15 protein-coding genes are annotated in these 13548 nt (G+C 57.5%); 8 read left to right on the top strand and 7 right to left on the bottom strand.

Features of this window, described 5'->3' with window-relative positions; translation table 11 throughout:
* Positions 1–22: 22 nt before the first annotated feature.
* The 4 genes from E4T21_RS09515 to smrA form a co-directional block, all read right to left on the bottom strand.
* Complete coding sequence (locus E4T21_RS09515) at positions 23–1036, bottom strand: AraC family transcriptional regulator (RefSeq protein ID WP_149284767.1); 1014 nt, start codon at positions 1034–1036, stop codon at positions 23–25.
* A gap of 70 nt (positions 1037–1106) precedes the next feature.
* Positions 1107–2363: a type II toxin-antitoxin system HipA family toxin gene (locus tag E4T21_RS09510; RefSeq protein ID WP_149284766.1), complete on the bottom strand. Its 1257-nt coding sequence runs from the start codon at positions 2361–2363 to the stop codon at positions 1107–1109.
* On the bottom strand, positions 2360–2671 hold the full coding sequence (locus tag E4T21_RS09505; RefSeq protein WP_149284765.1) for a helix-turn-helix transcriptional regulator: 312 nt from the start codon (positions 2669–2671) through the stop codon (positions 2360–2362). The genes E4T21_RS09510 and E4T21_RS09505 overlap by 4 nt, the downstream gene beginning before the upstream one ends.
* Before the next feature lie 162 nt (positions 2672–2833).
* Entirely contained in the window at positions 2834–3427 is a 594-nt protein-coding gene (gene smrA, locus E4T21_RS09500) for a DNA endonuclease SmrA (protein ID WP_149284764.1), read from the bottom strand.
* Between the two features lie 167 nt (positions 3428–3594).
* Here smrA and arsC point away from each other — a divergent pair, with 167 nt between their 5' ends.
* The 4 genes from arsC (at position 3595) to pdxH (ending at position 5704) form a co-directional block, all read left to right on the top strand.
* Positions 3595–3942, top strand: a complete 348-nt coding sequence (gene arsC / locus E4T21_RS09495; RefSeq protein ID WP_149284763.1) for an arsenate reductase (glutaredoxin) — start codon at positions 3595–3597, stop codon at positions 3940–3942.
* A 21-nt stretch (positions 3943–3963) separates the two neighbouring features.
* Positions 3964–4599 carry an NAD(P)H:quinone oxidoreductase gene (wrbA, locus tag E4T21_RS09490; protein ID WP_149284762.1) on the top strand — a complete coding sequence of 212 codons (636 nt, stop codon included), beginning with the start codon at positions 3964–3966 and terminating at the stop codon, positions 4597–4599.
* On the top strand, positions 4596–5000 hold the full coding sequence (locus tag E4T21_RS09485; protein ID WP_149284761.1) for a DUF2069 domain-containing protein: 405 nt from the start codon (positions 4596–4598) through the stop codon (positions 4998–5000). Before wrbA ends, E4T21_RS09485 begins: the two co-directional genes overlap by 4 nt.
* Before the next feature lie 62 nt (positions 5001–5062).
* Positions 5063–5704 carry a pyridoxamine 5'-phosphate oxidase gene (gene pdxH, locus E4T21_RS09480; RefSeq protein WP_149284760.1) on the top strand — a complete coding sequence of 214 codons (642 nt, stop codon included), beginning with the start codon at positions 5063–5065 and terminating at the stop codon, positions 5702–5704.
* Between the two features lie 166 nt (positions 5705–5870).
* On the opposite strand, the gene E4T21_RS09475 is transcribed toward pdxH, so the two are convergent.
* Positions 5871–8618 carry a bifunctional acetate--CoA ligase family protein/GNAT family N-acetyltransferase gene (locus E4T21_RS09475; RefSeq protein WP_149284759.1) on the bottom strand — a complete coding sequence of 916 codons (2748 nt, stop codon included), beginning with the start codon at positions 8616–8618 and terminating at the stop codon, positions 5871–5873.
* Between the two features lie 110 nt (positions 8619–8728).
* Here E4T21_RS09475 and E4T21_RS09470 point away from each other — a divergent pair, with 110 nt between their 5' ends.
* Both E4T21_RS09470 and E4T21_RS09465 read left to right on the top strand, forming a co-directional pair.
* Positions 8729–9667 (top strand): histone deacetylase family protein, encoded by a 939-nt coding sequence (locus E4T21_RS09470; protein WP_149284758.1) that lies wholly within the window; start codon positions 8729–8731, stop codon positions 9665–9667.
* Between the two features lie 108 nt (positions 9668–9775).
* The gene (locus E4T21_RS09465) at positions 9776–10408 is read left to right on the top strand and encodes a helix-turn-helix domain-containing protein (RefSeq protein WP_149284757.1); all 633 of its coding nucleotides are present in this window, start codon (positions 9776–9778) and stop codon (positions 10406–10408) included.
* A 6-nt stretch (positions 10409–10414) separates the two neighbouring features.
* Here the strand turns inward: E4T21_RS09465 and E4T21_RS09460 are convergent, their stop codons facing one another.
* Positions 10415–11281 (bottom strand): formate dehydrogenase accessory sulfurtransferase FdhD, encoded by an 867-nt coding sequence (locus E4T21_RS09460; RefSeq protein ID WP_149284756.1) that lies wholly within the window; start codon positions 11279–11281, stop codon positions 10415–10417.
* 130 nt (positions 11282–11411) lie between these two features.
* Between E4T21_RS09460 and E4T21_RS09455 the strand changes: the two genes are divergently transcribed.
* On the top strand, positions 11412–11870 hold the full coding sequence (locus E4T21_RS09455) for a DUF3305 domain-containing protein (RefSeq protein WP_149284755.1): 459 nt from the start codon (positions 11412–11414) through the stop codon (positions 11868–11870).
* Complete coding sequence (locus E4T21_RS09450; RefSeq protein WP_187775140.1) at positions 11867–12553, top strand: DUF3306 domain-containing protein; 687 nt, start codon at positions 11867–11869, stop codon at positions 12551–12553. The genes E4T21_RS09455 and E4T21_RS09450 overlap by 4 nt, the downstream gene beginning before the upstream one ends.
* 64 nt (positions 12554–12617) lie before the next feature.
* On the opposite strand, the gene E4T21_RS09445 is transcribed toward E4T21_RS09450, so the two are convergent.
* Positions 12618–13493 carry an alpha/beta fold hydrolase gene (locus E4T21_RS09445; protein ID WP_149284753.1) on the bottom strand — a complete coding sequence of 292 codons (876 nt, stop codon included), beginning with the start codon at positions 13491–13493 and terminating at the stop codon, positions 12618–12620.
* Positions 13494–13548 lie beyond the last annotated feature (55 nt).

Below are 13548 nucleotides of genomic sequence, written 5' to 3'. Positions count from 1 at the left end.
GTTATGCAGCCAATTTGACAGATCACGCAAAACCCTGAATTTCCGCCTTATGCTTTCGTCGCCATTGGGTAGGACTTTCCCCCGTTACGCGCTTGAAACTGCGAGTCAAGGCGCTCAATTGGCTATACCCAAGCAACTCTGCGATTTCACTCAAGCTCAAGTCGGTATCAAGCAGGTAGGTCTGGGCTGCCTTCATGCGAGCCCTATCGAGCAACTGCTGGAAGCTCAGGCCACGCTGGGCCAGCCGCACCTGCAGTGTTCGTGCCGACACTGCCAACGCGCCAGCGACATCGCCCAGTTTCACCTGATCCAGCGGCAGCAGGTTGGTGATGATCCACTCCACCTTGTCCTCGATGTCATTCCATTGATGGTGGCGCATCAACGAATTGATCAAGCGGCGCAACATCGGATTTCCCCCAGCAATGGGCTGCTCCAGGCATCTCTGGTCGAAGACCAGCGCACTGTCCTTGCTGTTGAAGCACAACGGCGCCTGCAGCAAACGCGTGTAAGGTTCTACATCGGAGGGACCGTCACCGACCAGATAGACCGCACGCAACTTGATCGACTCGCCATACAGGAAGGAGATGATGTTATAGGCCACCATCAGCGTGTGGTCGTTGTGCTGGCGTGACGGCTGTACCTGACCAGCCACCCGATAGGTGAAGTGATAGGATGCCTGTCCCTCGGTTTCTGCCAGGCGTACCTCCAGTCCCTGCACATGACGGCCGATCTGTTCTGCGATGGTGGTCAGTGCCTCACGCATGGTCTCGCACTGCTGTATCAGCAGCCCCACCAGGCCCAGGGTGGAGATATTCTGATGGCGACCAAGCAGTAACCCGAAATGACGACAACCTGTAGCACGGGCCGCCAATTCCAGCAGGTCGATCTTGGTCGGAACGGGGATCAGCCGATCCGGACGGTCAAGGTAGTCCAGAGGCAAGCTCAGGTCCGCGAGCAATTGCTGGGCATCGACCTTATGCTCCTCAAGCAGTGCCACATACCCTGTCAGGGCGGCAACGCGAACCATCTGCTGCATCCAGTTCTACTCCATTGTTATTCAGACCAGTATAACCTGAGCACTAGTCGAGGCCGCCTATTGGCCTGTCTCAATGGATGCGGAAATCAGGGTGCAAGTGGCGCCAATGCTGCCTCAACCTCTGCCGGTGGCCATCGAACATGGCGCTATCCTCCAGCAGGCCAGGCCATAGAGCACGCGCTCGCTGCAGAGTATCTTCCAGCACGATCCGTATCACCCGCCAGTTGACGCCGACACCCGCTGCCCAGGCCTGAAAGTCATCCATCCCGAAGCGGTACCAGTTCTTGTGTCCATTCAGGTTCAGGGCGATATCCTGCTCGTCTTCGATGTAGGCTCTGGTCATCAGGATGTCGTAGGCAGGAGCCAGACGTGGCGTTCGCCCATCGGCATAATACAGGCTCCAGTTCTTGAGATGGGCATCGCCATTGGCCACCAGTATATTGACTAGCAGGCGGCGAGCGAATTGCTGAAGATCTGCCAGGCCATCTCCACTGTATTCCCTGAGCAACCGCCCCAGAGCTTCATAATTGGGGCCGGAATATTTATCGTGGGCATAGCGAAACAAAACCTGAGCAAAATCTTCCATGTGAATACGTCGCTTGCCATCACGATCAAAGCGACGGATCGCGTAGGCCAGGGATTCGTCGGGGAGGTTGAGCTCCGGCAGCCCTTCGATCTGCGTCATCGGCACCAGGCGCGTCTCAGGAACCTCCACGCCTGCCGCAGCAGCCAGTTGCATGACCGTGAACTCGTTGGCCGGCACCTGATGATGGCGTACAGAAGGTGTCTTGATGATCCAGCCACCCAGGAGTTCACTCCCCCCCAGATGGAAACGGCCGCCCTGCTCTTGCATGGAAAACTTCATCTGCACCCCCGCCAGCGAAAAACCACGCTGTCGATGCCCTTCGCGTCTCATGGGCGAGACACTGGTGCGATAGGCAAGTACGGCTTCGGGAATCTGTTCTGCTGGCAGAGGCTGAGCCACCAGGGCGCCTGGAAGGTCGTGACCAAGCTCCGCCAGCAGAGGAAATTCATTATCGGGGTGAACCTTCAGCCACTGAGCCATCCACTCGCGCATGGCACCTTCAGGCAGAAGATTCGACAACACCGGATGAAGGCGCTGCTGGCGAATCCATGGTTCACGTAGGAGCTGTGCTGCACGCGGGAAGAGCGGATGGGTGGTCAAGGTCAATACTGGGCGCTCGGGATCCTGCACATAGTCGTCGGCAAACACCAGGATATTACGTCCACCCTGGTAGCCAACGAGATGGCCGACGTCACACTCCAGCAGGCGCAGCCCCAGGACCTGGACCGGCTCGGACTTCATGGGCCGTCCTCATCATCCGAGCCAGAATCCAGCAATCCATGCCAGGGATCGACATTGAGCAGTGCCAAGGACGGTTGCCGGTCATCCTCCGTCAGCAAGCGGGCGACTGCCGCCAGTTTCTCCCGCGGAATCAGCATCAGCTCTGCGTTGAGCCCCTGAGCCAGCAGTTCCAGGGTATCCAGGCGTGGGTTACCGTTCCTTTCAATACTTTGATACTGCTGGCGAGACATGCCGATGCGCTCCGCGACACCGGCCTGGGTCAGCTTCAACTGCTGACGACGCTGCATGAGCTGTTGATGAAAGGTCATGTCTGTTGCCTCCAACGGCAATCGTCAATGGCTATGCCATGCTTGGTACATCTTGTCAGCATAGCCGCTGGAGGCAACATATAAAATGCTTTACAGACTAAAAGCAATTCCCGGGTTGCTTTTTTGTCTATTATGCAATTTATAAATTGCTATTTGATTACGTTAGCCGCGCCGTTTCTGCTGACGCTCGCGATTGTTGGCACGGGCACGTTCACTCTTGCGCAACATCACCCAGGTCGCGCCCAGACCACCATCACGCTCTTGCGCAGACACAAAGGCCTGTACTTCATCGAATGTCACCAACCACTTGGCCAGATAGGAGCGCAACACATTGGCAGGAGCATCGATCTCTCGACTACGGCCATGGATGACCAGAACGGAGCGCAGGTCTGCTGCAAAGGCTTCGCGGATGAACATCGGCAATTCGCGGCGACATTCGTGCAATGGCCGTCGCAACAGGTGGAGACTGGCCTGGATGGGATACCCGCCCTGCTTCAGGCGCTCCACCACAGCAAGTTGAATGCCATCGCGACGATACTCCAGAGGATCGAAAGGCGGCACAAGATCAACAAAATCATCGGAAAGGCCATCGGCGTTCTTGTCACCCTGCAGGGCAGCACGTCGACGCTCCAGTTGAGCCTCGCTGGGCGTTCCACGCTGACGGCTGACGTCAGCACGATCATGCCCATGAGACAAAGGCCTGACGTCACCCATCAGTGCCCGGAAATCCACATCATCGTGACAACCTTCCACCATCGGGCACCTCCTCTCATCCTAGCCGTCATGTCTTGCACTAACTTCCTAGCCTACCAAGGGTTAACCCCAAACTTAACCCGAGTTGTGGTCGTCGATGGCAGCACCCTACAATAACTATCGCTTCAACCAGCATTTCAATCAGCACTTCATGTGTCCGAGGATCATTCATGCCGTCCATTACCCTGCTGCACAACCCGCGTTGCTCCAAGTCCCGCGAAGCCTTGGCCCTGCTTGAGGAAGCCGGAGCCGACGTTAGCGTACGTCGTTATCTGGACGAGCCTCTCAGCGCGGCGGAACTGCATGACCTGGTGTCACGCTTGCAGGGAGATATCAAGGAACTGGTGCGCACCAACGAGAGCGAATGGAAAGCACTCGCGGCCGACAGCAACGATATTGAACAAGTCATTGCTGCCATCGTCGCCCATCCCAAGGTGCTGCAACGTCCCATTGCCGATGATGGCAAACGAGCCATTATCGGCCGTCCGCCGGAGAACATCCGCGAACTGCTGGCTTGACCCGTCGACCGAGGAGTTTCAATGCCTGCTCAATCCCCTTCCGATCGGCCTTACGTGCTGATCCTGTATTACTCCCGCTTCGGCGCTACCCGAGCATTGGCCGAGCGTCTCTCAGCAGGCGCCGCATCCATTGCCGGGATGGATGCCAGGCTGAGAACCGTGCCTCCAGTATCTCCCACTTGTGAGGCCGTGGATCCGGAAGTTCCTTCTGAAGGTGCTGTCTATGCCAGCCTGGATGATCTGCGTCATGCCAGTGGCCTGGCACTGGGTAGCCCAACCCGTTTCGGCAACATGGCAGCACCACTGAAGTACTTCATCGACAGCACCAGCGAACTGTGGCTATCGGGTGCGCTGATCGACAAGCCAGCCACGGCCTTCACTTCGACGTCCAGCCTGCATGGCGGCCAGGAAACGACTCTGGTCTCCATGCTGCTGCCGCTCCTGCACCATGGCATGGTCTACGCGGGAGTTCCCTATAGTGAAACAGCGCTGATGCACACCCAAGGTGGTGGCACTCCCTACGGTGTCAGCCATGTCGCAGGCACGCGTAGTGATCGCCCTCTTGATGAGCATGAGCGGGAACTCGCCTTTGCCCAGGGAGCCCGACTGGCACGCTTGGCGCTGGCCCTGGAAAAGTCTCGAGGAGACAAATCATGAGGGCATGGCTCGAAGGCATCGAACAGCGCCATGGGCTCGATCGTCTGACTCGGCAATCGCGCCAGCTGGTGCTTATCGCCTTCATCCTGTTGCTGGTGCTGATGGTCGTCCGAGGATTCGTCATTCAGACTGACGGCAATCGTTTCGGCCCACTGATTGCCTTCGTGCTGCCCCTGATACTGTTCCTGCCATCCATTCTCACACGCCGTCCACGGGGCCATGCATGGCTGGCCTTCGTCAGCCTGTTGTACTTTGCTCAGGGAGTAATGGTGGCAAGCCTCCCGGGACAAGGCGTGAGAGGTGTCATTGAGGCTTTGGTGGCCATGCTGCTGTTTATCGGCTGCATGGGATATGCGCGATTCCGCTCTCGCCAGATGAAGCGTGATCAGGCTCAGCACTGAGATTGTGTTCTGGCCTGAAAGTCAGCTCGAATTTTCAATGCGAATTTTTATCGGAGAACACCATGACTCGCGATATAGCCGATATCCGGCGTGATTACGAAGGTGGCATCCTGGATGAATCCCGGGCCCCTGCAACTCCCTTTGAGCTGTTCGAAGAATGGTTCGCCCTGGCAGTGGATACCGACCCAGATGATGCCAATGCCATGACACTGTCCACCGTAGACAGCCAAGGCCTTCCCCATGCGCGTATTGTGCTGCTCAAGGGAATTGCTGAACAAGGCTTTGAGTTCTACACCAACTACCACAGTGGCAAGGGTGGCGAACTGGCCAATGCCCCGCATGTTGCCCTGGTATTCTGGTGGCCCAAGCTGTCTCGCCAGATACGCATCGAGGGCCATGTGGAGATGGTGTCAGAAGAAGCCTCCGATGCTTACTTTGCCAGTCGCCCGCGTGGTAGTCAGCTGGGCGCCTGGATTTCCAACCAGAGCGTCATCATTCCTGATCGTACCTGGCTGGAAGAGCGCAAACACCGTTTCGAACAGGTCTATGAAGGCCAGGAAGTTCCACGTCCAGTACATTGGGGTGGCTATCGGGTATTACCGGAGATGATCGAGTTCTGGCAGGGTCAGCCGAGCCGCCTGCATGATCGTATTCGCTACCAGAAGCGCGACGAGAGCTGGGAGAAATCTCGCCTGGCGCCCTGATGCCCAGCCCGTTGATGCTCAGTACCATGCACAACGGGCCCGGCGCGAGTTGATCAAACGACCAGTAGTGGAAACAGCCAGCTGTAGAAACAAACCAGTAGTGGAAACTAGTAGTGAAACGGGTAGCGGCAGTGTGGCCGCTACCCGCCTTCCCCCTTGCCTGGCATCATTCCACCGGTCGCTCAAGGCGATGACGCTGCCACTCGCTGTCGGGTTCGTTGAGCCGCAGCGACGCGTCCACCACCTGTTCTTCCATGTTGAACTTCTGGCTGAAGCCCAAGCGTTTCATCAGGGCGCGCATGGGATGATTGTCAATCATGATCTTGCCATACATCTCCAGAGTGCCGACCCCGCGGCAATAACTGATCATCTTGTTCATCAACAATCGGCCGATCCCCAGGCCCTGGAGGTCATCCCGTATGATGATGGAGAACTCTGTGCGGATATTGTCCGGGTCGTTCCATACCCGCACTACGCCAAGCATTTCCTTGTTGCCATCCTGACCACAGCGTTCGGCGATAAACGCCATCTGGCGGTCATAGTTGATGTGAGCCAAGGTGGAAAGATCGCGCTGACTAAGATCCATCTTGTGATGGAAATAGCGGAAGCGAATACTCTCCTCCGACAGTTGGCGATGGAAATCCGTAATCAGGGGGGCATCTTCGGCACGAATCGGACGGATCTCCACCTCCCAGCCATTGCGCAACTGCACCCATTCACGCAGCTCTTCGGGGTACGGCATGATGGCAAAACGTGCTGGCTGGCCCAGGTCCATGGCAAAGTCCACGGCCTCCATCCCATCGCGGTTGAGCACCAGCGGATTGATCTCCAGCCCTCTGAGCCGTGGCAGATCTGTAGCAATCTGCGATAGCGTGACCAGCATCTGACACAGCCGCCCAAGATCCCTCTCGGGATCACTGGAGTGCTCGTGAATCAGACGAGCAGCGTGGGTGCGATCCACCATGTCCGCTGCCAGCGTCATGTTGAGGGGCGGCAGCGCTACCTGACGGTCGGCAAGGACGTTGACCTTGTACCCCCCAATGCCGAATACGATCAATGGGCCAAAGACAGGATCACGGGTGATGCCGGCACACAACTGCATGGAGTGCTTGCCCCGCTTCATCGGCTGCAGACAGAACTCATGAACGGCAAGACCGGGCAAATTTTCCTGTACCCGTGCCTGCAGTTGCCTGACACCCTCTGCCACATCCTCCGGGCTGACAATATCCTGCAACAGGCCAGCAGCCAACTTGTGTGGATAACGACGATAGCGAAACGGTCGACAATTGCCTTCGTGCACGACCTTGAGCGCAAAAGGTCCTTGCAGAGTTGTGGCCGCTTCCCGGGCATCATCGGGAGTGGAAACATAACGACTCTCGGCCACAGGCAAGCCATAGGCTGCCAGCACCATGGCCGTTTCAGAATGACTCAGACCCTCGCGCTCCTCTCCCAACACACGCTCTATCAAACGGTGGCACTCGGCTCGGCTCTCCTGAGTGGTGATGAACGGCAGGCTGGGCGGAGTCTGATGCAACAGCGACTGAACCCGCTGGTAGTCCACCATATGCATGAAGGCCTTGACGGCCTTTTCCGGAGACAGATAGGTCGGAATCCCTGCGTCATGGCAGAGTTGACGAGCCGGCATGGCCTGTTCAAGCCCCATCCAGCTGGTCAACAGGTTACTCTTGAAGCGGCGGCGGTGTTCGATGATGGCTTCGGCCGTATCAAGAGATGGCGCCATGCGCGTTGGAGCATGGACCACCAGCACAGCATCCACATTGGCATCGGCAGCAACGATTTCCAGAGCCTTGACGAAACGCTCCGGTGAGGCATTGCCACCAAGGTCTACCGGATTTTCCCCGGGCTTGCTCAGGTCAAGGTGCTCATGACGCAGCGTGTGTTGCGTCGAGTCATCGAATTCGGCGAGCTGTCCTCCCGCACTCAGCAGCTTGTCGATCGCCAGCATGGCGGGCCCCAGGCCATTGGATACGATGGCCAATCGGTCTCCCTTTACCGGCTTCATGCGTGACAGGGTTTCCAGAGCGTCATATAGCTCATCGGAGTCGTTGACCCTGACAACCCCTGCTCGGGCAAAGGCGGAATCGAAGACCTGATCGCGATTTGGAATACCCGGTGTCGGTGGCAGCCCACTCATGTCCGAAGCTGGCGTGCGTCCACTCTTGATGGCCAAGACCAGGCGATGGCGCGATGCGTCACGCACCGCAGTCATGAAATGCAGGGAGTCAGGAATATTTTCCAAGTGCAGAATGATCGCCTGGGTTGGCGAATTCTGATTGATGTAGTCAATCAGGTCAGGGAGCATGACATCGACACTGTCTCCCACCGTCAGCAGATGAGAAAAGCCGATACCACGCCCTGCTCCCCAGTCGATCATGGCATTGGCCAGCATGCCGGACTGACCAAGATAGGCGACCTTGCCAGGGGGTACGGTATGGCTGGAATAGGAGGCATTGAGCCGATGCCCAGGCACGATCAACCCCATGCATTCCGGCCCCAGCACACGAATCCCGGAAGCCCGGGCGGCACTGAGCATGCGGCTGCGAATGGAGGCCTGTCCTCGACCTTCGACATCCAGGTCACTGCCGCCAGACAGTACCAGGGCAGCCCGAACCCCCTGCTCTCCCAGACTGCTCAGCAGTTTGGGTACCGTTTTCACCGGAGAACATATCACGGCCAGATCCGGCACTTCCTTCAGTCTGGAGGAATTCGTGAAGCAGGGCACCCCGAACACTTGATCATAGCCTTTCGGATTGACTGCCCAGAGCTTGCCGCGAAAGCCTCCATCCAGCAGATTGCGAATCACCTGCCCGCCCACGGATGCCGGCTTTTCCGAGGCACCAATCACGACAATGGAAGCAGGAGCAAAGAAGCGGCGCAGAAAGCGGGTGCTCACGGAGATGTCTCCTGATTGGCTGGAATTCTATTGATACTGCGACCTTTGGCGAGTGTCGACCATGCAGGCTCACACTTTAGGCTATGAACAATGAAAATTCGGAGCCCAGCATGATCACTGCGTATCTTACTCACCCCACTTGCCATCATCATGACATGGGACCTGAACATCCTGAGAGCCCCCTGCGACTTGATGCGATACGCGCTCAACTGATGCTCTCCGGCACCCTGCAAAAGACCATGCAGGGAGATGCCAGGGAAGTCACCCGGGAACAGCTTCAGCGTGTACACTCCGAGGCGCACATCGACCAGATGGAAAGTCTAGTGCCTGATGAGGGCCACGTCCGCGTGGATGGTGACACCCTGATGAACCCACATAGCCTACAGGCTGCACATTTCGCCGCTGGCGCTGTGGTCAAGGGAGTCGACCAGGTATATCGAGGTCAGGCAGACAATGTCTTCTGTGCAGTGCGCCCGCCAGGTCATCACGCGGAAGCCGGCGAAGCCATGGGCTTTTGTCTCTACAACAACATCGCCGTGGGTGCTGCCCATGCAAGGGCAGTACATGGTGCACAGCGCATCGCCATCCTCGATTTCGACGTTCACCAGTGCAATGGCACGATCGATATCTTCAAGGATGATCCCGGCATACTGATCTGCACCAGCTTCCAGCACCCTTTTTACCCATGGCGTTATCTCGACAGCCGCCATGACAATGTGGTCAACACGCCCTTGAGCGCAGGCAGCGGCAGCCAGGCTTTCCGCGAGACCGTCGAGAACCACTGGTTGCCCGCACTGAATGCTTTCCAGCCTGACCTGGTGCTGATATCGGCAGGCTTCGATGCCCATCGCGAAGACCCGATGGGTGATCTCTGCCTTGAAGATGCGGATTATCACTGGGTCACGCTCAAGGCACTGGATGTCGCCAAGCAACATGCACAGGGGCGCCTGGTGTCTGTGCTTGAAGGTGGCTATCACCTGAATGCCCTGGGACGTTCAGTGGAAGCGCATGTACGTGCCCTTCTTGGCCTGCCGGAAGCGTTATCCTGACAACGACTCATGCTTAACGATGACCGCCCTGCCTCCGTAGACTAGGGCGCTTTTCATTGGCCTTGTGGTAGCCTAGAGGAAACTTGGTTTCCTATTGTGAATTTTGGCATGCCACAAAACACCGATCAGCAGGCAGCTCTCAAGATCGCCTCAGGGCGCAAGGCTTTCGTCGAGCCCCTGCGCCTTGGCCAGCGACTCAAGGAAATACGCCTGGCCAACCAATGGACACTGGAGGATGTCAGCCAGCGTACCGGCCTGGCACGTTCCACGTTGTCCAAGATCGAAAATGATCAGATCTCCCCCACGTTTACTGCTGTACAGAAACTGATCAACGGTCTTGGTATTGACTTGCCCCAGCTGCTATCCCCGCCACGCAAGCAGACGCGCACCATGGGGCGTCGTGACATGACACGCCGTGGAGAAGGTCAACGCCACCCTACTCCCACTTATGAGCATGAGCTGCTCAGTTGTGAACTTGCTCAAAAACGCATGATCCCGTTCAAGACCATCGTACGGGCACGGCAGTTCGAGGAATTCCAGGAATGGGTTCGCCACGATGGCGAGGAGTTCCTGATGGTGCTGAGCGGAGAAGTGATGCTCTATTCCGAGTTCTATGAGCCCGTCACCATGGTCGAAGGAGACAGCATCTATTTCGACAGTGACATGGGGCACGCCCTGGTGTCGATCAGCGAAGAAGACGCCGTCATCCTCTCGGTCTGTACTCGCGGCGAAGGTTCCTGAGAGCGTTCAGCCAGTCTGGCGACGGTCTCCGGGCCGTCGTGGTGGTGGTGGCGCATCAAAGATGAAACGCTGCTGCGTATCAATCACCTGAAAATGCCGCCCCTTGGCTCGAGCCACCAATAGCACCCCGAAGCGCTCGGCCAACTCCACACCCTTTTGTGTGACTCCCGAGCGGGACAGCAATACCGAGATGCCCATCTGGGCAACCTTGAGGACCATTTCCGAGGTCAGGCGCCCGGTAGTGTAAAAGATATCGGCCTGGGTGCATGCCGCATCGGAAGAACCCTCATTGAGCCACTCTCTCCCTGCCAGGGTGTCCACGGCATTATGGCGACCCACGTCCTCGACGAAATCCAGCACCTGCTCCTGGCGGCATAATGCACAACCATGTACTGCGCCAGCGCTGCGATAGGTTTCGTTGTAGGCACCGAGATTTTCCAGCAGCGCGTACATCACAGACTGTTTCAGTGGCGTCGGTGTCAGCCTTGCCCTGGGCACCGAATCCAGCAAGCGCCCAAATACCGTCCCCTGGCCACAGCCCGTGGTCACGGTACGCTGTCCCAGACGAGTTTCCAGATCCTCAGGCAAGTGCCGGGTCACCACCGCGGCGGCTTCCACTTCCCAGTCCACGAACACCGCCTCAAGATCCTCTCTCGTACCTATCAGTCCTTGATTGCGCAGATATCCCACCACCAACGCTTCTGGGTCCTCTCCCAGAGACATCAGGGTGACGATCTCACGGCGGTTGAGGTACACCGTCAGCGCCCGCTCCGCTGCGATTGGCTGCGTATGTGATTGCCCGAACTCGTCGACCACCTGAATGTCCAGCGTGACGGGCAGCCTGGCATGGCTACGTTGAATGGAATGCGGCATAAAACTCCTGGGTGCGGCCTACGTCTGGTTGTGCTTGAGTAACAATAGAGCAAGGATGAGACATTGGCCTACGCCACTTATCTGAAGATGGATAGGGCCAGCCGGTAAATAAGGTTCAACAGGTGGAAGGATGACAAACGTTTCCAATCGGCGTCAGTTGAGTGTGAAATTCGACGAGCAGTTGCACGTCGTCAAGGGATTCCGTCAGCGTAGTTGGCACATTTGCCAATTGCTGCCGGGCACGGAGGGACCCCACGTTCTGACCCTGGTCCTGTCCATGACCGAACGCGCAGACTATCGCTTCAACCTCAACGCCAATACTCCGCGCCTGTTCGTACGGGCCGGACACGTCGATGAACCTCCGCAGGCGTTGGCCATCACGGCCAGTCAGGCAATGGCGGCAACCTGGATGGATGGAGAGCACCGTGTTCTGGAAACTGCCATGCCCATGGCCATTCAGGCATGGATAGAAGCCTATCTGCTGGAACATGGCGAAGCACCGGACGAAGGTCGCAAGAAGAAGCGCAAGGGAGCTGGACGGGCGCACTCATCCAAGCCTGCCAACCTGCCACGGGAGGAACCTCGATGAATCGCCTGTCACGCTGGTCTCAGCGCAAGCTTACGGGCAAGGAGCTACCATCTGACACAGACGAAAAGCCTGTTTCCGCCCCCCCCGAAACTTCACAGACACATTCGCAGATACATTCGCAGATACAACAGCCGGCCCAACGACAGGAACACGCCGATACAAAGGACAGTGCCTTCGCAGAAGAAGCCCTCGAACCTGCCGGCCGAGAACCCGAGAGCACGATCGCGGATGGGGAGGAAAGTGACGACGCGCATGATGATGCTGTTGCCGACAGCATTACCCTGCCTGACCCGGACAGCCTGCCTGCTGGCAGTGACATTCGAGCCTATCTCGAACCCGGCGTTGACAAGGTCCTCAGGAAAAAAGCTCTACGCCGCCTGTTCAGTGCCGAGCGCTACAATGTCCGTGATGGCCTCGATGACTACGATGATGACTTCCGGGAAAAGCTCAAACCGCTTTCAGAGCATGTCGCCGGGCGGCTGCGCCAGCACCTCGAGCATTATTGGGAAAAGCCTCAGGAAGCCTCTGAAACAGAGAGCGAGCCACCACAGCAGGACACCGCTTCTCTCGATCACGAACACGGCCCCAAGCTCCATGACGCGCAACAGGCTGCATCGCCTGAGGCAGCAGATCCTGACCAGGCAACGCATCAGGACCAAGGCACCGATAAACAACCGGGCTAACCCTGCAGCCTGCCAGCAGCAAAGCTGCCGGGCATGGCGCATCATGCCTGCCTGGGTTGCCGCATCATGTCAGGAAAGCGAGCGCTTCTTGCAATAAGCTGTCCGGTACTTCCTCGGCGATATAGTGCCCTGCCGGTAGCGCCTTGCCATTGACATTCGAAGCCACGCGTTGCCATTCCTGCAAAGGAGCGAAACACTGTCCTACCGTGCCATTGGCCCCCCACATGACCAGCAAGGGACACTCAAGCTTGCGACCGGCCTCAAGGTCAGCGCGGTCATGCGCGAGATCCAGGCTGGCAGAGGCACGATAATCCTCACAGATGGCCATGGCCGTCCCTGGTAACCCCAGACATCGCATATATTCACTCAGAGCCGCATCGGTAAAAGGCTTCAAGCCGGCACTACGCGCCCCCATTACGCTGCGTAGGTAAAGTTCAGGATCATGTTCAATCAGCGCTTCCGGCAGCGGAGCCGGACGTATCAAAAAGAACCAATGCCAGTAGGCTCTGGCGAATGCCTGATCCGTCTGTTCATACATGGCAAGCGTAGGGGCAATATCCAGCAGGATCATGCGCTCGACGGCAGCGGCATGATCCATTGCGAGGCGATGGGCGACCCTGGCTCCCCGGTCATGTGCCAGGATGGAGAATCGTGCAAAACCCAGTTCACGCATCAGCGCCACCATGTCTGACGCCATGCTGCGTTTCGAATAGGATTGATGGTCATCCTCGGCCGGAGGTTTATCACTATCGCCATAACCACGTAGATCCGCCGCAACGACAGTGAAATGCCGAGCCAGCGAGTCAGCGACCTTATGCCACATGACATGCGTCTGCGGGTGCCCATGCAGCAACAACAACCCAGGTCCATTGCCACCGATGCGGAAGTTGATTCCAGTACCGTTTACGTCAATCTTTTGCTGTTTGTAAGCATCGAACATGCGAAAACCTCCATAACCGCCCAATCAGCCCCTATTCAGTTCTTCTCTAGCCACT

The sequence above is a fragment of the Halomonas binhaiensis genome (assembly GCF_008329985.2).
In the GTDB taxonomy this organism is placed as follows: domain Bacteria; phylum Pseudomonadota; class Gammaproteobacteria; order Pseudomonadales; family Halomonadaceae; genus Halomonas; species Halomonas binhaiensis.
This window is presented reverse-complemented; position numbering and strand designations above follow the sequence as displayed.